The 18,613-nt window shown below is 69.4% G+C and carries 13 protein-coding genes; 4 read left to right on the top strand and 9 right to left on the bottom strand.

Translation table 11 applies throughout. From position 1 onward, the window contains the following. Positions 1-86 precede the first annotated feature (86 nt). On the top strand, positions 87-794 hold the full coding sequence (locus ACZ4Z4_RS09000) for a TetR/AcrR family transcriptional regulator (protein WP_468324357.1): 708 nt from the start codon (positions 87-89) through the stop codon (positions 792-794). A gap of 132 nt (positions 795-926) precedes the next feature. On the opposite strand, the gene ACZ4Z4_RS08995 is transcribed toward ACZ4Z4_RS09000, so the two are convergent. Then, positions 927-1,532 carry a YdbC family protein gene (locus ACZ4Z4_RS08995; protein ID WP_468324354.1) on the bottom strand — a complete coding sequence of 202 codons (606 nt, stop codon included), beginning with the start codon at positions 1,530-1,532 and terminating at the stop codon, positions 927-929. Positions 1,533-1,565: 33 nt separating this feature from the next. Continuing rightward, a complete protein-coding gene (locus ACZ4Z4_RS08990; RefSeq protein ID WP_468324351.1) occupies positions 1,566-2,387 on the bottom strand; it encodes an arylamine N-acetyltransferase family protein in 822 nt (273 codons plus the stop codon). 120 nt (positions 2,388-2,507) lie between these two features. On the opposite strand from ACZ4Z4_RS08990, the gene ACZ4Z4_RS08985 reads away from it, so the two are divergent. Next, complete coding sequence (locus tag ACZ4Z4_RS08985) at positions 2,508-3,083, top strand: TerD family protein (protein ID WP_468324349.1); 576 nt, start codon at positions 2,508-2,510, stop codon at positions 3,081-3,083. A 130-nt stretch (positions 3,084-3,213) separates the two neighbouring features. On the opposite strand, the gene ACZ4Z4_RS08980 is transcribed toward ACZ4Z4_RS08985, so the two are convergent. Both ACZ4Z4_RS08980 and nrdR read right to left on the bottom strand, forming a co-directional pair. Beyond that, positions 3,214-6,111, bottom strand: coding sequence for a vitamin B12-dependent ribonucleotide reductase (locus ACZ4Z4_RS08980; protein WP_468324347.1), 2,898 nt, complete (start codon positions 6,109-6,111; stop codon positions 3,214-3,216). A gap of 137 nt (positions 6,112-6,248) precedes the next feature. After that, a complete protein-coding gene (gene nrdR / locus ACZ4Z4_RS08975; RefSeq protein ID WP_362992630.1) occupies positions 6,249-6,794 on the bottom strand; it encodes a transcriptional regulator NrdR in 546 nt (181 codons plus the stop codon). A gap of 495 nt (positions 6,795-7,289) precedes the next feature. On the opposite strand from nrdR, the gene lexA reads away from it, so the two are divergent. Further along, positions 7,290-8,075 carry a transcriptional repressor LexA gene (gene lexA / locus ACZ4Z4_RS08970; RefSeq protein WP_030778599.1) on the top strand — a complete coding sequence of 262 codons (786 nt, stop codon included), beginning with the start codon at positions 7,290-7,292 and terminating at the stop codon, positions 8,073-8,075. 155 nt (positions 8,076-8,230) lie between these two features. Here the strand turns inward: lexA and ACZ4Z4_RS08965 are convergent, their stop codons facing one another. The 5 genes from ACZ4Z4_RS08965 to ACZ4Z4_RS08945 form a co-directional block, all read right to left on the bottom strand. Beyond that, a complete protein-coding gene (locus tag ACZ4Z4_RS08965) occupies positions 8,231-10,201 on the bottom strand; it encodes an ATP-dependent DNA helicase (RefSeq protein WP_468324345.1) in 1,971 nt (656 codons plus the stop codon). A 40-nt stretch (positions 10,202-10,241) separates the two neighbouring features. Beyond that, entirely contained in the window at positions 10,242-12,188 is a 1,947-nt protein-coding gene (locus tag ACZ4Z4_RS08960; protein WP_468324342.1) for an IucA/IucC family protein, read from the bottom strand. Between the two features lie 57 nt (positions 12,189-12,245). Beyond that, complete coding sequence (locus ACZ4Z4_RS08955; RefSeq protein ID WP_468324339.1) at positions 12,246-12,959, bottom strand: GNAT family N-acetyltransferase; 714 nt, start codon at positions 12,957-12,959, stop codon at positions 12,246-12,248. A 36-nt stretch (positions 12,960-12,995) separates the two neighbouring features. After that, on the bottom strand, positions 12,996-15,005 hold the full coding sequence (locus tag ACZ4Z4_RS08950) for an IucA/IucC family protein (protein ID WP_468324336.1): 2,010 nt from the start codon (positions 15,003-15,005) through the stop codon (positions 12,996-12,998). 99 nt (positions 15,006-15,104) lie between these two features. After that, positions 15,105-16,736, bottom strand: a complete 1,632-nt coding sequence (locus ACZ4Z4_RS08945) for a diaminobutyrate--2-oxoglutarate transaminase family protein (RefSeq protein WP_468324333.1) — start codon at positions 16,734-16,736, stop codon at positions 15,105-15,107. A gap of 470 nt (positions 16,737-17,206) precedes the next feature. Here ACZ4Z4_RS08945 and ACZ4Z4_RS08940 point away from each other — a divergent pair, with 470 nt between their 5' ends. Next, positions 17,207-18,436, top strand: a complete 1,230-nt coding sequence (locus ACZ4Z4_RS08940; protein ID WP_468324330.1) for a trypsin-like serine peptidase — start codon at positions 17,207-17,209, stop codon at positions 18,434-18,436. The last annotated feature ends 177 nt before the right edge of the window (positions 18,437-18,613 follow it).

The following is an 18,613-nucleotide window of genomic DNA, read 5'->3' as shown; positions in this document are numbered from 1 at the left end:
GCTCCGGTGGAACAGCACGGCGGAGCGGGGGCGGAACGGGCGGATCACGTCGCGGTGCGAGCGAGCAGCGCAGCTCGCCACGGCCCGTGAAGGCCGAAGCGGCCGCCCTCGCCACCAAGACAGAAGCGGGCGCGAAAGCGGCAGCGACGCCGCCCCGGGATGCGGAGGCAACCCCTCCGTCACCTGCCCCCGGCACCCGCCGCCCCGGCGGCCGCACGGCCCGCACCCGCGCCGCCGTCCGGGACGCCGTGCTGAGCGGTCTGACCGACCACGGCTACCCCGGGCTCACCGTCGAGTACATCGCCGATCACTCAGGCGTGCACAAGACCACGCTGTACCGGCGCTGGGGCGGCCTCGAAGGCATGGTCGCCGACGCCCTGGACATGGCGGGAGAGGACTCTTGGACCCCACCGGACACCGGAAGCCTTGAGGGCGACCTGCGTGAGCTCGCCCGCGAAGTGGTCGACTCCTTCTCCGACGACGCGGCTGCCGCAGCCCCCACCGCCTTCGTCGCGGCCTCCTTCCAGTCGGCACGCGCCGCCGATGCCCTGCATGCTTTCTACGCCGAGCGGTTCGGCCGCTGCGAGGCGGTCGTCGCCCGCGCCGTCGCGCGCGGCGACGCGCCTCCGGACACCGACGCGGCGGCACTCGTCCGCGCCGTCTCCGCCCCGCTGCTGCTCCGCGTGTTCATCACGCGCGAACCGGTCGACACGGCGCTCGCCGACCAGTGCGCGGCGGCAGCCGTCGCCGCCACCCGGGCGGGCGCGTTCGCCCGGCGATGCCCGCAGGAGTAGAGGAGCTACCGGGAAAACGGCACGGAAGCCGGAAGAGTTCCCGCGGAGACAGGTCAAGGCAGGCCGGGGAGGAGTCAGGAAAGGGCCAACTGAAGAGTCAGGGAAGGGCCATGTGAGGAATCAGGTGCGGGATCAGACCGTCCACGACGGCTCCAAATGCACGATGTCGCCCGCGAGCGCGGAGACATCGGCATCCGTCTGCGCCCGCAGCGAGAGACGCTCCACCCGCTCGGCGCGGTACTTGCCGTGCTCGGCCGCCGACAGCCACATGGACAGCACCAGGAACTCGTGGCCCGGCGCCTCGCCGAAAAGCCCGCGCACCATTCCCGGAGAGCCGGCCATCGCGGGGTTCCACACCTTCTCCTGCATCAGTGCGAAGTGCTCCACCCGCGCCTCCCGTACCCGGCAGTGCGCCACTCGCACCACGTCCACGTCCGTGAAACGCGGTTCGAACCCGGTCTTCACGTCGAAGCGGTGGTCGAAGAGCTTGGCCTGGAGGTTCTTGTAGGTGCCCGACTGCGCGGCCGCCAGGCGGTCGTGCGAGCGGGCCATGAAGGAGTCGTAGAAGGCTCGGCTCTCCCAGAAGGCGAAGACGTGAGCGACGCCCGGACGCCCCCGGCTCCACCCCCCGCCCTGCCCCCGGAACCCCGGCTCACCCAAAAGCCCCGCCCACTTTCGCTGCCCTCGTTCGAACCCCCGACGGTCCACCACGGTGCAGCGAGTCCACTTGACCAGCACCGCGCCATCGTACGGCGCGGAGTGCGGCCCGGGTCACGCTCCGGCGTAGTGCACCCGGATCAGCTCGGCTGCATCATCAGCGCCCAGCTCAATACCGAACTCCCGGTCGAGAACACCGATCAATTCGCCCACAGGAACGCTTCGTTCGTCCACGGAACCGTCCGAGTGCACCACCGTCAGCTGATCACCCACCAGCTTGCGGCGCACCTCTGGAGCCGCCTTCTGTACCACCGGGCGCCTGATGAACGACGACCTGGGGTGAGTCGACGTGTAATGGTTCATCACTACGTAGTCGACGGGAAGCCGCCGTTCCTGGGTGTAGGCGTAGAGGTCGAGCCACCCGTCAGAGTGCCATGTCCGCAGCGCCAGGACGCCCTCGGCCTCCTGTCGGAGTCCGAAACGCCACTCTCCTTGCTGCATTTCCACGCCGCCGCGCAGCGGGATCGGTTCGAGCAGCCCGTCGGCGCCGAATCCGACGTCGCAATGCCACGCTTCGCCGTCCACCTCGACCTTCAGGACCATGTGCGTCACCGCGCGCGTGGATGACGCCCCGACCCTGACCCGAGCCGCGAGCCCGGTGACGTCGAAGCCGATGCGTTCCAGAGCGGCGGCGAAGAGGAGGTTCTGCTCGTAGCAGTAACCACCCCGTCGGCTGTGCAGCAGCTTCTCCTCCAGTGCCGGCAGGTCCAGCGGCACCGGGCGGCCGAGCATCATCTCCAGGTTTTCGAAGGGGATCGCCGCCACGTGCTCTCTGTGGAGCACGCGCAGAGTGTCGAGGTCCGGCTTTGTCCCACCCGTGTGCCCGAGTCTCGCCAAGTAGGCCTTGATGTCGAGTTCTTCCCCGTTGAATGTCATGCGTCCATGATCTCCTTCGCCGGAACACGGGCCAACCGCGTTCGTCCTCGGTCCTGTCGCCCCCTCTGACCAGCGACGCTACGTCGTTGTCAGTCGCACGCCGTAGCGTGTGTGTCGGACATGCCTGGTGAATCCGTAGCGGCCAGGTCACGAGGAGGGGGAAGTCCAATGAGCAGTGTCAGTAAGGGAATCAAGAAGGTCGAAGTCGGACTCAAGTGGGATCCGAGCCCGGCGGGCACCCCGTCCAACGACCTCGACATCATCGCCGCGACGTACGCCGCGGACGCTCCGTACGGCGACCCCGTCTACCTCGTGCACTTCGACAGCCGCTCCCCCGACGGCACCATCACCCTGAACCGGGACAGCAGGACGGGTCAGGGCTTCGGTTTCGACGAGGTCATGACCCTGGAGCTGGACCGGCTCGCCCCCACGTTCACCCGGGTCGTCGTGGGGGTGGCCATACAGCAGAAAGCGGACCAGAAGGTCTTCGGCGACATCGGGAACACCGCGGTCCGGATCCGCGAGGGCTACACGGACCTGGCGCAGAGCGACCTCTCCAGTGTCTCCGGCTGCACGGCCGCGACCATCGCCGAGTTCACCCGGGACGAGTCCGGGGCGTGGTCGTTCCGCGAGGTCATCCGAGGCTTCGACGCTGATCCGACGGTGTTCGCCTCACTCATGGGCGGCGAGCACTGACCCGTCGGCGCCTGACCGCCCGGCCGCCTCGGGGGCCACGCCAAAGGGCGGTGGCGCCGAGACATCGGCTCCACCGTCCCTGGCGGTCAGATCACGTCCGGTACGAGCCCGGATGCACGACCCACTGGTGTCAGCTGCAACCGCTGGTCGAGCCGCAGCCCTCGCAGATGTAGCAGGAACCGGCGCGCTGCATCTTCGTACCGCAGGAGAAGCACAGCGGCGCGTCGGCCTGGATGCCCAGCTGCATCTCGACGAGCTCCGCGCTGGTGTGTGCCTGCTGCGGCGCGGCCTTGACGCCCTCGGCCTCCGCCTTCGGCGTGGCGACAACCTTCAGGGACTCGGTCTGCACCGGGGCGGACTGAGCCAGACCCTCGACGTCGACCTCGTCCTCCGTCGGCTCGTACGACCCGGTCTCCAGGTGCCGCTGACGCTCCTCGGCGGAGTGGATGCCGAGCGCGGACCGCGTCTCGAAGGGCAGGAAGTCCAGCGCCAGGCGGCGGAAGATGTAGTCGACGATCGACTGCGCCATCCGCACGTCCGGGTCGTCCGTCATACCGGCCGGCTCGAAGCGCATGTTCGTGAACTTGGAAACGTACGTCTCCAGGGGCACGCCGTACTGCAGGCCGACCGAGACGGCGATGGAGAAGGCGTCCATCATGCCCGCGAGGGTCGAACCCTGCTTGGACATCTTCAGGAAGACCTCGCCGAGACCGTCGTCCGGGTAGGAGTTGGCGGTCATGTAGCCCTCGGCGCCGCCCACCGTGAAGGAGGTGGTGATGCCGGGACGGCCCTTCGGGAGACGCTTGCGGACCGGGCGGTACTCGACCACCTTCTCGACCGCGGCACGGATCGTGTCCTCGGCCTTCTCGGTGATCTCGGCCTTCTCCGTCTCCTTCTTCTTGGCGGAGAGCGGCTGACCGACCTTGCAGTTGTCGCGGTAGATGGCGAGCGCCTTGACGCCCATCTTCCACGCCTCGAAGTAGACCTCTTCGACGTCCTCGACGGTGGCGGTCTCCGGGAGGTTGACCGTCTTGGAGAGGGCGCCCGAGATCCACGGCTGGATCGCGGCCATCATGCGGACGTGGCCCATCGCGGAGATGGAGCGCTCACCCATGGCGCAGTCGAAGACCTCGTAGTGCTCGGTCTTCAGACCCGGGGCGTCGATCACATTGCCGTGCTCGGCGATGTGGGCGACGATCGCCTCGATCTGCTCCTCCTGGTAGCCCAGGCGACGCAGGGCCTGCGGCACGGTGCCGTTGACGATCTGCATCGAGCCGCCGCCGACGAGCTTCTTGAACTTCACCAGGGCGAGGTCGGGCTCCAGGCCCGTGGTGTCGCAGGACATCGCGAGACCGATGGTGCCGGTCGGGGCGATGACGGACGCCTGCGAGTTACGGAAACCGTTCTTCTCACCGAGGCGGATCACGTCCTGCCAGGCCTCCGTGGCGGCGGCCCAGATCGGCGTGTCCAGGTCGTCCATGCGGACGGCCGAGGCGTTGGCGTCGGCGTGCTGCTTCATGACGCGCTTGTGCGGCGTCGCGTTGCGGGCGTAGCCGTCGTAGGGACCGACGACCGCGGCGAGCTCGGCGGAGCGCTTGTACGAGGTACCCGTCATCAGCGACGTGATGGCACCGGCGAGGGCGCGGCCGCCGTCGGAGTCGTACGCGTGACCGGTGGCCATCAGGAGGGCGCCGAGGTTGGCGTAGCCGATGCCCAGCTGACGGAAGGCGCGGGTGTTCTCGCCGATCTTCTGGGTCGGGAAGTCCGCGAAGCAGATCGAGATGTCCATCGCGGTGATGACCAGCTCGACGACCTTCGAGAAGCGCTCGACGTCGAAGGACTGGTTGCCCTTGCCGTCGTCCTTCAGGAACTTCATCAGGTTCAGCGAGGCGAGGTTGCAGGACGTGTTGTCCAGGTGCATGTACTCGCTGCACGGGTTCGAGCCGTTGATCCGGCCGGACTCCGGGCAGGTGTGCCAGGCGTTGATCGTGTCGTCGTACTGGATGCCGGGGTCGGCGCACGCCCAGGCGGCCTCGGCCATCTTACGGAAGAGCGACTTGGCGTCGACCTCCTCGATGACGTCACCGGTCATCCGGGCCCGCAGACCGAACTTGGAGCCCGACTCCACGGCCTTCATGAACTCGTCGTTCACACGGACCGAGTTGTTGGCGTTCTGGTACTGGACGGACGTGATGTCGTCGCCGCCCAGGTCCATGTCGAAGCCCGCGTCGCGCAGGGCGCGGATCTTCTCCTCTTCCTTCACCTTGGTCTCGATGAAGCCCTCGATGTCGGGGTGGTCGACATCGAGGATGACCATCTTGGCCGCGCGGCGCGTGGCGCCACCGGACTTGATGGTTCCGGCGGAGGCGTCGGCACCGCGCATGAAGGAGACGGGACCCGAGGCGTTGCCTCCGGAGGACAGCAGTTCCTTGGAGGACCGGATGCGGGAGAGGTTCAGGCCGGCGCCGGAGCCGCCCTTGAAGATCATGCCCTCTTCCTTGTACCAGTCGAGGATCGACTCCATGGAGTCGTCGACGGCCAGGATGAAGCAGGCGGAGACCTGCTGCGGCTGGGGCGTGCCGACGTTGAACCAGACCGGCGAGTTGAAGCTGAAGATCTGGTGCAGGAGGGCGTAGGCCAGCTCGTGCTCGAAGATCTCGGCGTCGGCGGGCGAGGCGAAGTAGTTGTAGTCCTCACCGGCCTTGCGGTAGGTCTTCACGATGCGGTCGATCAGCTGCTTGAGGCCGGTCTCGCGCTGCGGGGTACCGACAGCCCCGCGGAAGTACTTGCTGGTGACGATGTTGACCGCGTTCACCGACCAGAAGTCGGGGAACTCGACGCCACGCTGCTCGAAGTTGATCGAGCCGTCGCGCCAATTGGTCATGACGACGTCACGGCGCTCCCAGGCCACCTCGTCGTACGGATGCACGCCGGGCGTCGTGTGGATGCGCTCGATACGCAGACCCTTGCTGGCCTTGGATCCCTTGGTGCGGGAACCTCGTGCCGGGCCGCTCGTCGTCTCGGTCATGCCGCCTCCCTGTATCAGGCTAAAACGCCCTGAAGTGCCACGTTCTTCCCGTGGCACGGATGTGTGTCTGATGTTGCGGACATCGCAGAGGACGCCCTCAACAGGTCTGGTTCGCCGCCGGCCGGTCGGTAAGCCGGTCAGTCGGCGGCAGTGGCGGGCACGGGGACTTCGACAGTCCCTCCGGGCCCGCAGTCATTCACGACGCGCTCTCCGCCCGCGTCGCACGGCTCCGCCTGGAGCCGCTGTTCCCTCAGCTCCCCGATGGCAGCCTCGAAGTCCTCGAGCGAGTCGAAGGCCCGGTACACGGACGCGAAGCGCAGGTAGGCGACGAGGTCGAGCTCCTGCAACGGGCCGAGTATGGCAAGGCCCACGTCGTGAGTGGTCAGCTCGGCGCTTCCGGTGGCCCGCACCGCCTCTTCGACCCGCTGGCCGAGCAGGGCGAGGGCGTCCTCGGTCACCGGACGTCCCTGGCACGCCTTGCGGACGCCGTTGATCACCTTGGTGCGACTGAAGGGCTCCGTCACGCCGCTGCGCTTGACCACCATCAGTGAGCACGTCTCCACGGTCGTGAAACGACGGGAGCAGTCGGGGCACTGACGCCGCCTGCGGATCGACGTGCCGTCGTCGGTGGTGCGGCTGTCGACCACGCGGCTGTCGGGGTGCCTGCAGAAGGGGCAGTGCATAGAACTTCCAACCCTCCTTCACGGCACGACTCATAAGCCTCAATGGGCCCTCGGGGCCCTCGAAGCAGCCCCAAGCATAGGCGATCCCCGAGACCCTGAAAGACCAGGGACCACAACTTCTGGGCTGCTCCGGCAATCCAACCACTAGATCTGGGGTTTGCCTGCTTTTTCGGCACCGCGCGTGTCGTACCACCTCGAAAGACATCAACCGCGCGGGGCCGTCGCTCGCGCCGCTCGGGGCGGGGGCCGGTGCCGGGTTGACGGGGTGCCGAGTGGCAGTATGGGAGCCCCGCCGAGGGGCTCACGGTCCCGGCGGTGAAGCGTACCGTAATGAACCGAAATGCCGTTCGGCCCGAGCGCCAGCCATACACCCAAACACATGATCACGGCGGGTAATCTGCGTTTTTTCACTCGAACGTGTGTTTGGCGCAACCTTTCGAAAGCAACTACCGTTGGCTAGCTAGGGAGAGAACATCTCGAGAGGGGCCGACCGACGTGACCACCACCGCAGACAGCGCCACCATCACTGCCCAGGACCGCTCCCAGAGCCGACTCGAGCCGGTGCATGCCATGAATGACGCAGCCACGAACCAGGAGGGGCCCAAGCCCACTCGCTCCCTGCCGGGCCGACCTCCAGGCATCCGAGCCGACAGCTCGGGGCTCACCGACAGGCAGCGCCGGGTGATCGAGGTCATCAGGGACTCCGTGCAGCGGCGCGGGTACCCGCCGTCGATGCGGGAGATCGGGCAGGCCGTCGGCCTCTCCAGCACCTCCTCCGTCGCCCATCAGCTGATGGCTCTGGAGCGCAAGGGCTTCCTTCGCCGCGATCCGCACCGCCCTCGCGCGTACGAGGTGCGGGGCTCGGACCAGCCCAGCAGCCAGCCCACCGACACCACCGGCAAGCCCGCCGCGTCGTACGTACCGCTCGTCGGCCGTATCGCGGCCGGTGGCCCCATCCTCGCCGAGGAGTCGGTGGAGGACGTCTTCCCCCTCCCCCGCCAGCTCGTGGGTGACGGTGAGCTCTTCGTCCTGAAGGTCGTCGGTGACTCGATGATCGAAGCGGCGATCTGTGACGGCGACTGGGTCACGGTGCGCCGCCAGCCCGTCGCGGAGAACGGCGACATCGTGGCCGCCATGCTCGACGGCGAAGCGACGGTCAAGCGCTTCAAGCGCGAGGACGGCCACGTCTGGCTGCTGCCGCACAACTCCGCGTACCAGCCGATCCCCGGCGACGAGGCGACGATCCTCGGCAAGGTCGTGGCGGTGCTGCGGCGGGTGTGAGACCCCGCCCCTGACCGGGCCCCGGAACCAACTGCGCCGGTTCCGGGGCCCTGCTGCGTCCGGCGCCGGCCTCCCCCAGAGAGGCGAGCCTCGGAGAGCGCAGCCGCCCTGTGGCCGCAGCGCTCACCTGCGGCCGCAGCGCCCAGGGTCTCCGCCTACGCTCCGTCGGCCTTCGCCGCGGCGTCGATCGCGGCCAGGGAGCGACGTACCTGATTACGGTCCGTCGTGTACCAGAAGTCGGGCAGTGAGGCCCGCAGGTAGCTGCCGTAGCGGGCGGTGGCCAGCCGGGGGTCCAGGACGGCGACCACCCCGCGGTCTCCCGACGCCCGTACGAGACGTCCCGCTCCCTGCGCCATCAACAGCGCCGCATGCGTCGCCGCGACCGCCATGAAGCCATTGCCGCCGGCCTCGTCGACGGCCTTCTGGCGAGCGCTCATCAGGGGATCGTCGGGACGTGGGAACGGAATCTTGTCCATGATCACCAACTGGCAGCTGGGACCCGGCACGTCGACGCCCTGCCAGAGCGAGAGGGTCCCGAAGAGACACGTCTTCGAGTCCGCCGCGAAGCCCTTGATCAACTCACCGAGGGTCTCCTCACCCTGTAGGAGAATCGGCATGTCCAGCCGCTCCCGCAGCTCCTCCGCCGCGCCCTGAGCGGCCCGCATGGAGGAGAACAGGCCGAGGGTGCGGCCACCAGCCGCCTCGATCAGCTCGGCCAGCTCATCGAGCATGTCGCTACGGGTGCCTTCACGTCCCGGCCGGGCAAGGTGCTTGGCGACGTACAGAATGCCCTGCTTGCCGTAGTCGAAGGGCGAGCCGACGTCGAGGCCCTTCCAGACAGGGGCGTCCTCGGATTCGGTGCCCTCCGGTGAGAGGCCGAGCGAGGCCCCCACGCCGTTGAAATCGCCGCCCAGCTTGAGCGTGGCGGAGGTGAGGACCACCGAGCGGTCGGCGAAGAGCTTCTCCCTCAGGAGGCCCGACACGGACATGGGGGCCACACGCAGCGAGGCACCGAAGCGTTCATGGCGCTCGTACCAGACGACGTCGTACTCGGAGCCGTTCGTAATGCGCTCCGCCACGTCGTGGATCGACTCTACGGAGGCGAGCGCCTGCTTACGGACCGCGTCCTCGTCCTGGACCGACTTGTCACGGGTCGAACCGAGCGCCGTGATGACCCCCCGGGCGGCGTCCCGCAGGGCCATCAGCGCATAGCCGAGGTCCTCCGGGACCTCTTCCAGGCGACCCGGCAGAGCCAGCTCCATCAGGCGCTCGAACCCCTCCGACGCGGTCTGGAGCTGGTCCGCCACCTTTTCGTTGACGAGCTTCGCCGCTCGGCGCACGGCGCGGTTGACCTGCCCGGGGGTGAGCTCTCCCGTGGCCACGCCGGTGACGCGGGAGACCAGCTCGTGTGCCTCGTCCACGATGAGCACCTCGTGCTGGGGCAGCACGGGGGCGCCTTCGATGGCGTCGATGGCGAGCAGTGCGTGGTTCGTGACGACGACGTCGGAGAGCTTGGCGCGCTCGCGGGCCGCCTCGGCGAAGCACTCCGCCCCATAGGCGCACTTCGAAGCGCCCAGGCACTCCCGGGACGAGACGGAGACCTGGGACCACGCGCGGTCGGACACCCCGGGCGTCAGATCGTCGCGGTCGCCGGTCTCGGTCTCGTCCGCCCAGTCCCGCATCCTCAGGAGATCCTGGCCCAGCTTGCTGGTGGGGGCGGCCGCCTCGAACTGATCGAAAAGCCCCTCCTCCTCGTCCTGCGGCATGCCCTCATGAAGGCGGTGCAGGCACAGGTAGTTCGAGCGGCCCTTGAGCATCGCGAACTGGGGGCGGCGGCGGAGCAGTGGATGCAGCGCGTCCACCGTGCGCGGCAGGTCTCGCTCCACGAGCTGGCGCTGCAGGGCGAGGGTGGCCGTCGCGATCACCACGCGCTCACCGTGGGCCAGGGCCGGCACCAGATAGCCGAGGGATTTACCCGTGCCGGTGCCGGCCTGGACCAGCAGGTGTGAGCCGTCGTCGATCGCCTCGGCGACCGTCTCGGCCATGGACACCTGGCCAGGGCGTTCCGTGCCGCCGACAGCGGTGACGGCGGCGTGCAGGAGCTCGGGGAGGGAGGGCTTCGTCATAGCGCGACCACCCTACGGTGCCCCACTGACAATCCGCCGATCAAGGCTGGTGGAGAGGGTTGGGCACGGTTCCGTGCACGGCGGCGTGCGGGCGCTGGGGCCGGTCCCGGTATCCGTCGAGGTGGAGCCGGTTCCGGTTCAGGCAGAGTCGCTCGATACGGGGTGTGAGCAGGTCGAACATCTCGTACCGTTCCTTCAGCTCCGGGGCGCGTGCCTGGTGCCGGAGGATCTCCGCACGCACCAAGGACCAGAAGTCGTGCTCCGGGACGCCGAGTTGCTCCTCGCAGAGGGGCGCGAGATACCGGAAGACGCCGACGAAGAGACCCGAGTGGATGAACTGGGTGAGGAATGCGGGGGGCTCGGTGAGGAGTACGTCGCGGACGTCGTCCGGCATCGAGTCCTGCTCGGGAAGCGGCACCGCGCTCACATTGACGTCGTCGACGAAGTCCTTCACCGCCAGCCGCACGGGGACGTCCTTGTCGTCGAAGACGACGATGGTGTTCTCCCCGTGAGGGGAGAACACGGTGCCGTAGCGGTACAGGAAGTGCAGCAGGGGAGGCAGCAGAGCGGCGAAGAGCCGCCGCAGCCACACCTCGGGAGTCAGCCCCGAGCGCTCCACGAGCTCCGCGACGAACGCGCGTCCTTCGGGGTCGGTGTGCGTGAGCGAGGCGAGAGTGCGGGCGCGTTCATCGGGTGCCAGGTAGCGGCTGACCGGCTCGCGCCAGATGGCTCCGAGCAGTTCCCTGTACTGGTAGGGCACTTCCGGCAACTCGTCGTACAGAGGGTGCTCGACGGCCACCGACGCGACTTCACCCAGAAGGATCACGCCGCATTCGTCGCGCAGGAAGGGGTCCGCGTCACGCAGTGCGTGCATCCAGGCCGTGACGGCGGGCGCGGCGACCGTACGGCCTGTGGGGAGGCCTCGCCACACGAGCGTGTTGAGGACCGACAGCGGAAGCTTCACGGTGTGCCGGTCGGGGCGGGACGCGTTGAGGAACGTACGGATGGACTGCTGAGGAAGGCGCAGGTCACCGTCGCTGCAGAGCGGAACGATGGCATCCGCGGCGATGGACTGGGCGAAGAGCGGCAGCACGACCTCGTCCCACTGCCAGGGGTGCACGGGGAGGTAGAGGTACTCCTGCGGGTCGAGTCCGCGTGCGCGGAGTGCGTCCGCGAAGGATGTGCGGGTAGCGGTGGAGAGCTCGCGGGCGTACAGGCTCTGCGCGGTCTCCAGTCCCGTGACTCCCTTGTACACAGCGAGGCCGGTGTGGACGGCGATCCATGGGAGCGTCGTGGAGCGGCGGGCCTCGGGCGCCCATCGATCGGCGTCGCAGGCGGAGAATCCGATGCGTCCCTTGTTGAGGACGAGCCAGGGGTGGCCGGTCTGGTGCCCCTCGAGTTCCGCGTAGCCGAGGTCGGCGAGTCGGGCGGCGTTGAGCGCCGTGTGATCTATGCGGGTGTCGGCGCTCAGTGTGACGGTCAGCTCTCGGATGAGGTGCCCGAGTGTGGCACCGTCCAGGCCCAGGGTCCTGCGGGCCATGACCAGGAACCGCAGCGGGTCGCTGAAGGACCGGGCCGGCCCGTCGCCCTCGGCGAGGGTCAGGCCGGCCGGGTCCACCTGCCAACTGCCGTACGCGCCACGGCGCGCGCGGAAAGTGAGGCAGGCGCCCGGCCGCCGGGCCGACGTGGCGTGCTCCTCCGGTTCGGCCGGTTCGATGTGGAGCCGGTAGGTCCGAATCTCCCCGTCCGCTGCGGGCGCGGGCGCGGGTGCGGGTGCGGGTGCGTCTGCGGAGAGGGCCCCGGGTGCGTGCGCAGGCATGGCGGTGTGTACGGGTACGGGCCGGATGATCTCCTCGTACGCGAACTCTCCGATCATCTTGGCCAGCAGGCGGCGCCCGGCCTCACGCCATCTCTCCTGGGTCAGCTCGGGCGGGTCGTACAGCTCGGCGGAGAGGCTGGGAATCGGGCGGGGGGACGGATTCGGCACGGGAACCTCCAGGGAGGGAACCGGATCGAGGCGAGCGGAGTTCTCAGAGTGATCGGGTCAGAGCACGGCGCGCAGGGCCCGGTCACGGACCACGAGGGCCGCGCGTTTGTCGGGCAGTTCCACTTCGGCGAAGTAGCGGAAGCCGGCGCTCAAGAACGCGGATACGGAAGGGGTGTTGCGCAGGTCGGGTTCAGCTACGACGCGTGCGCATGCGGGGCGTCGGTCGAGCACCAGGTCAGCGACGGCTCTGAGCAGCGAAGTGCCCAGGCCACGACCTCGGTTGGCGACTCTGCCGATGAGGAGGTGGATCCCTGTGTCATGCGGGCGTGAGGGGTAATGACGGGCAAGCGGGTCGAGGTCCGCCCGGTAGATCTCCCAGTAACTCATCGGCATGCCGTCGAGCACGCCAAGGCAGGGGACGCTGCGTCCGTCTCCGTCGAGCTGCCGGCGCAGGTGGGCCTCGGTGACGGTCTCGGGCCCCGCCAGTTCCCAGAAGGCCGCCACGGCGGGGTCGTTCATCCATCGGCTGATCAGCGGGAGGTCGCGTTCGAGACGTACGGGTACGAGTTGGAAGACACCGGCGGCGGTGGTGACAGGCCCCCAGCCTCCGACGCCGTCCAGGAGATCGTCCTCCACCGCGGCGGCATCCCCGTCGCCCTCGGCCAGCAGGGCGACGAGCTCCTCGGGCAGGCGCAGGTCGAGGGTGTCCGTGCAGTCGGCGCCGGCAGCGGATTCGGTCCCGGCATCGGTGCTCGCATCGGTGGGAGGCACGTCGTCGCTCCTGTCAGCAGAGGTGGGGCATGTTCCTCAGGAATGAAGGGGGTTGGGGATGGTGACGTAGACGGACTGGGTGTCCACGGGGCCGACGAGCTCGTCGAGGCCGTGCAATCGGGTCAGCAGGTTGGCCTTGCAGCGCAGGACGGGTGAGTCCAGGAGTGTCGCGGGCAGCGAGGTGCGCAGCCTGCCGGGCCCTGTCGCGACATCGCCGAGGAAGCGGCGGAAGGCGGCGAGCAGGAGCCGTTCGTCCGCGAGCCGTTCGGCGCCGAGGGCTCCGATGAGGCCGAGGACGTTGTTGATGCCGAGGTAGTAGGCGAACCGCTCGTCCGTCACCTCGTCGGAGACGAAGGTGTCGCTGTCCTGACCGATGCCGGGAAGGCGTCGTTCCAGTTCGGCGCGGCGGGACTCACGGAAGTAGTAGCCCTGGTTGTCCCGGTAGCGGCCGCCCACGGGCCATCCGTCGGGGTCGAGCAGGAGGAGGGTGTTCTGCTGGTGCGCCTCCAGGGCGACGCCCGCTTCGCTGTCCAGCCACAGCACCGGGCGGACAACGGCCTCGAGGTAGCGGAGGAACCACTCGGCGGCCACGGCGCCCCGGGACCGGCCCGTTCGTCCGGCGAGCCGGGTGATGGTCTCGGAGAGTCGGGAGCGCATCGCCCGAGGTTCCTGGCAGGCGGGCGGCGCCGTCGGCCTGGGCGAAACGAGGCCGGCGATGCAGGTGGCGTCGTCACCGGGACGGAAGGGGTTGTGCCTGATCATGACGTCGAGCCCGAGGACCGGCGCGCCGTCGGGTCCGGTGACGGCGAGCCATGCCGGGTCTCGGACCACGTCGAAGCAAGGGTGGGCCGACTGCCACTCTTCGCCGAGGCCGCTGCGCAGCAGCCGGTGGACCTCGACGCCGCGGTGCAGTTCCTTGCGGAGATTCTCACGGCGGGAGTTGGTGATGCGCAGGCCGAGCGAGAGCTTCAGCATGGCGGCCGCGCCGGAGCGGTACAGGGTGCGTACGGAGGAGGTGGGGTGCCACGGGGCGCCATGAGGGCCGAGGTCCTGGAGGAGTCCGGCGTCGAGGAGCGCGGCGGCCGCGGGACGGTGCCGGAGCTCGCGGATCTGCCAGGGATGCACGGGCAGGGCGACGCGATCGTCCCTGAGCGGCAGGTCCGGACCTGCGAGGCGGGCGGTGAGCTGGTCAGCGGGGACGGCGCGGCCACGCTCGGTCCAGGCCGAGTCGGCAGCGAGTACGGAACGGTCGACGGCCAGCCAGTGCAGCGGGAAGGCGCCGCGCAACTCGGGTGAGTAGAGGCGGGATTCGGTGTCGGAGAGGCCCTCGCGGCTCTTGGGGGTCGGATGCAGGGGGTGACCGAGGAGCAGGGACTGTTCGGCGGCGAGGAACAGGTCGGGCTCGTCGTCGGTCCTGTTGCGGTGGTAGTCGGTCCTGCTGCGGTGGTAGGCGATGAACGTACTGGTGCGCCGGACCGAGTCGGCGACCCGGCCGACCAGGTCGGCACCGTCGCCCGACTCACCCGGCTCACCCTCACCCGGCTCACCTGACGCATCCGGCTCACCCGCCTCACCCGGCTCTGTCGGTCCGGTCCGCGGCGGCTCCGTGGTGCGGCGGGCCGTCTCGCGGCCGAGGAGGGCAGCGACGGTGACGGCGTCCACAGGTGGGGCGCTCGCCGGGCCGTCCTCGAGATAGGGGAGGCTGAAGCGGTGCCAGCCGGTGGCTGACCAGTAGTGCACGGGGACGAGGAGGGCCGTTCCGCTGGCCGGAAGAGGGATGCGCAGGACGCCGTGGTCGGGAGCGGGGATGTTGTTCTCCCTGACCCAGCAGCGCAAAAGGTTCTCGGCAGCTGCTGTCTGGGCGGCGACGTGCGGGTCGGGGTGCTCCAACAGGTCCGTGGACATGCCGCGCAGGCGTTCGGCGTCCTGGCCGCCGCCCTGCTGTCGGGGGACCGTGTTGGACTCCGCCACCAGTGGGGTGTGCGCGCCGCACGCACCCGGGGCGTGGGGTTGGGGGCGGCCTTCGGATGCGGGGGTGGCGTTCAAGAGGGCTTCCTTGTGAGGTTGTGAGGGGCTCCGTGTGGCAACGGGGCGGGTACGCGCTCGGCGGCTCGTGCCGACCGGAACGGCCCGGGTCCGTCTTGGCTATACGTGGTGGGCACGCGCCGCGGTGGCCAGCGCGTCGGCGAGGCGGTCGAGGATCGCGGTCGCCTGTTCGTCGGTGATGGTGAGGGGAGGCAGGAGTCGTACGACGCTGGAGTGGCGGCCGCCGAGTTCGACGATGAGGCCGCGGCGCAGGCATTCGCGCTGTACGGCCGCGGCCAGCTCCGGGGCTGGTGGGCGGGGCTGCGAGGCGGCGAAGGGGTCGTCCGGGGGCGGGCTGAGCCGGGCGGTGGCTGGCGAGGTGGGCGCGGCACCAGTCCGGGCGCCCGCCGACGGAGCCTCTGGACGTGCTTGCGGGGTGGGCGTGGTCGGCGATGGCAGCGTGCCCGACCCCGGCCTCCCCCTCGGTCCGGCCCCCGGCATCGGCCCACCCTGCTCCGGAATCGAACCTTCACCTGCTGTCGCGCCTGACACCGAGGCAGAACCCGGCACCCGCCCCGACGCCGACCCTGACCCCGGCGTGGACCCCGGTCCCCACTCCGAAGCCGGGCCCGGCCCTGGCTCCGCAGCCGGGTCCACCAGTTCCACGCCGATCATCAGCCCCCGGCCGCGGACCTCGCCGATGCAGGGGTGGTCGGCGGCCAGGGAGCGCAGTTGGGCGAGCATGCGGGAGCCGAGGGTGGCTGCGCGTTCGGCGAGGCCGTTCTCGCGGACGTACGCGAGGGTCGCCGCGCCCGCTGCCATGGCGAGCTGGTTGCCGCGGAAGGTGCCTGCGTGTGCGCCGGGCGGCCAGACGTCGAGGTCGTCGCGGTAGACCACGACGGCGAGAGGAAGGCTGCCGCCGATGGCCTTGGAGAGCACCATCACGTCGGGGACGACACCGCTGTGCTCGACGGCCCAGAAGGCTCCGGTGCGGCCGACGCCCGTCTGTACCTCGTCCGCGATGAGGGGGATGTCGCGCGCGGCGGTGATCTCGCGCATCCGGCGGATCCAGGCATCGGGGGCGGGCAGGACTCCGCCCTCGCCCTGCACCGGTTCGAGGATCATGCCGGCGGGTGTCGTCACGCCCGATTTTGGGTCGTCGAGGAGGTTCTCGGTCCACCGGGCGGAGAGCTCGGCGCCGCGCGCGCCGCCCAGACCGAACGGACAGCGGTACTCCTGCGGATAGGGCAGGCGCGCGACCCGTACGTCCGATGCGCCGCCGGATGCTTCGAGCGCCCCCGCCGTCATCCCGTGGTAGGCGCCGGTGAACGCGAGCAGGTGGGCGCGGCCGGTGGCGGCGCGGACCAGTTTCAGCGCCGCCTCCACCGCGTCCGTCCCCGCGGGGCCGCAGAACTGGATGCGTGCGCGCTCGGCGAGGCCTCGCGGCAGCGTGTGGAACAGCTCGGTGGTGAAGGCGTCCTTGACCGGTGTGGCCAGGTCGAGGATGTGCAGCGGCGCCCCGGAGTCGAGGACCTTCCGGATCGCTTCGAGCACCACGGGGTGGTTGTGGCCGAGGGCCAGGGTCCCGGCGCCCGAGAGGCAGTCGAGGTAGCGGTGCCCGTCGGCACCCTCGATCGTCAGGCCGCGCGCCCGCACCGGCACGATCGGCAGGGCGCGCGCGTAGGTGCGCGCCGCGGACTCGCGTGCCGACTGGCGGCGCAGGATCCCCTCTTGGCTCGCGGATTGCGCCATGGAGTGCGTTGCGGACTGCGTTGCGGAGTTCTCCGCGGACGTTGCCGCGGATACTGCCACGGGCGCAGGCTCGGTCACGGCCACGACTGTTGGTCCTCCCGCTGCGGACGAGCGCGTCCGTCCGATGCGGCTCGGTGGAGCTCATGTGGGCGGCTGCGCGGGCGAGTTGGCAGGGGGATGAACGCAAGCCGCGACTCCCCCGTACGTACCAACGACGCAGTCGCCGGGGGATCACGGGTAATCGGAAGATCCTTCCCGTGACGGAACCGTTGCCCTTCCGTCGGCCGTCCCCAACGGCACCGGCATAGTGTGGGGGCCGTTCATCAGCGACAGGTGCACCGCTCCCCCGAGCAAACCCGAGCAAAGCAGAGCAACACCGCCCAGGGGTGCCGCACCGGTGGCGACGGGTGTTCCACACCCGGATGTCCAGCACTTTTGGAACACTTTCGAGGCCCAGGGGGATTCTCACGATGCGACCCATACGTCCGCTCTTCACCGTTCGCAACAGGAGGAGCGTGCGCACCATGAGCTCCCCCGTGGCGGCTGTGGCGCTCGGTGCGGCGCTCGTACTGACCGCCACGGCCTGCGGTCCCACCGAGGACAACGCCGGCGGCGACTCGTCCGCGGCACAGCCCGGCGACAGCAACGGTGACGACAAGATCCGGATCCCGGACTCCTGGAAGGACAAGCTCAAGGAGAACGGGATCGATCTGGACGAGTGGAAGAACGGCGCCTGGAAGAACTGGAACAAGGACGACTGGCTGCGCGAGGCGGGTGACTTCGTCAACCCGATCATCGAGGACCTCTGGGACCCGGACCGGATGCGGGACGCCGACAAGAACCCCGACCGGAGCGTCGACGACAACGACATCTCCGGCGACCAGGGCGTCACCGACCCGACGCCCAAGCCTGTGCAGGCGGCCTCGGTGAAGGCGCCGTACCACGACCAGGCAGCCGAGTCCGGCAAGCTCTTCTTCGATGGCCCCAAGGGTTCGATGGTCTGCTCCGCGACCGTCGTGAAGGACCCGGCCCACCCGGGCAAGTCCAACATGGTGTGGACCGCCGGCCACTGCGTGCACGCGGGCGCCGAGGGCGGCTGGTACCGCAACATGATCTTCGTCCCCTCGTACAACAACAGCGGCAAGTCGGCCGAGGAGCTGAAGAACGCTCCGAAGGAAGAGGTCGCTCCGTACGGCGTCTGGTGGGGCGACTGGGCGCAGACTTCCGACCAGTGGATCGAGCAGGGCGGTCCGACGGGCGGCAAGGGCGCGCCGTACGACTTCGCGGTCATCCACGTGAAGCCGGAGAAGGGCAGCGAGGGCAAGTCCCTTGAGGAGACCGTCGGTTCGGCGCTTCCGGTGGACTTCGACGCCCCGGCGGTGCCCCAGATCGACACCATGACGGCGACCGGCTACCCGGCGGCGCCGCCGTACGACGGCCAGAAGCTGTTCCAGTGCGCCGACAAGCCCGGGCGGCTCTCGCTGAGCAAGCCCGACCCGACGATGTACCGCGTCGGCTGCACCATGACCGGCGGTTCGTCCGGTGGTGGCTGGGTCGCCGAGGGCCAGGACGGCAAGCCCGCTCTGGTGTCGAACACCTCCATCGGTCCGGTGACGGCGGGCTGGCTGGCCGGTCCGCGCCTCGGCAAGGAGGCCAAGGGCATCTACAGCGCGGTCAGCAAGAAGTTCGCCGGCCAGTAGGCACGCTCGCGGGGCGGGCCCGGGAACCGTGCCCGGCAGCCCGGCTCAGCAGGGAAGTACCGGAGAGATGCACGGCGGCGGGGCGCTGAAAACCTTCACGACCCCGCCGCTGTTCGTCCCCAACCGCACAGGCATAGTGAGGTGTCGCGTCACAGCGGGTGCCACGGAGCCCTGCGC

The sequence above is a fragment of the Streptomyces sp. NPDC030245 genome (assembly GCF_055572995.1).
Note: the sequence above shows the minus strand (reverse complement) of the source record. Positions and strands in the feature narration are given on the sequence as shown.

Excerpts from the sequence above, each read along its gene's own strand:
- ACZ4Z4_RS08990 (WP_468324351.1), bottom strand. The coding sequence starts at position 2,387 with ATGACATTCAACGGGGAAGAACTCGACATCAAGGCCTACTTGGCGAGA.
- ACZ4Z4_RS08985 (WP_468324349.1), top strand. The coding sequence starts at position 2,508 with ATGCCTGGTGAATCCGTAGCGGCCAGGTCACGAGGAGGGGGAAGTCCA.
- ACZ4Z4_RS08980 (WP_468324347.1), bottom strand. The coding sequence starts at position 6,111 with ATGACCGAGACGACGAGCGGCCCGGCACGAGGTTCCCGCACCAAGGGA.
- nrdR (WP_362992630.1), bottom strand. The coding sequence starts at position 6,794 with ATGCACTGCCCCTTCTGCAGGCACCCCGACAGCCGCGTGGTCGACAGC.
- ACZ4Z4_RS08965 (WP_468324345.1), bottom strand. The coding sequence starts at position 10,201 with ATGACGAAGCCCTCCCTCCCCGAGCTCCTGCACGCCGCCGTCACCGCT.
- ACZ4Z4_RS08945 (WP_468324333.1), bottom strand. The coding sequence starts at position 16,736 with ATGGCGCAATCCGCGAGCCAAGAGGGGATCCTGCGCCGCCAGTCGGCA.
- ACZ4Z4_RS08940 (WP_468324330.1), top strand. The coding sequence starts at position 17,207 with ATGCGACCCATACGTCCGCTCTTCACCGTTCGCAACAGGAGGAGCGTG.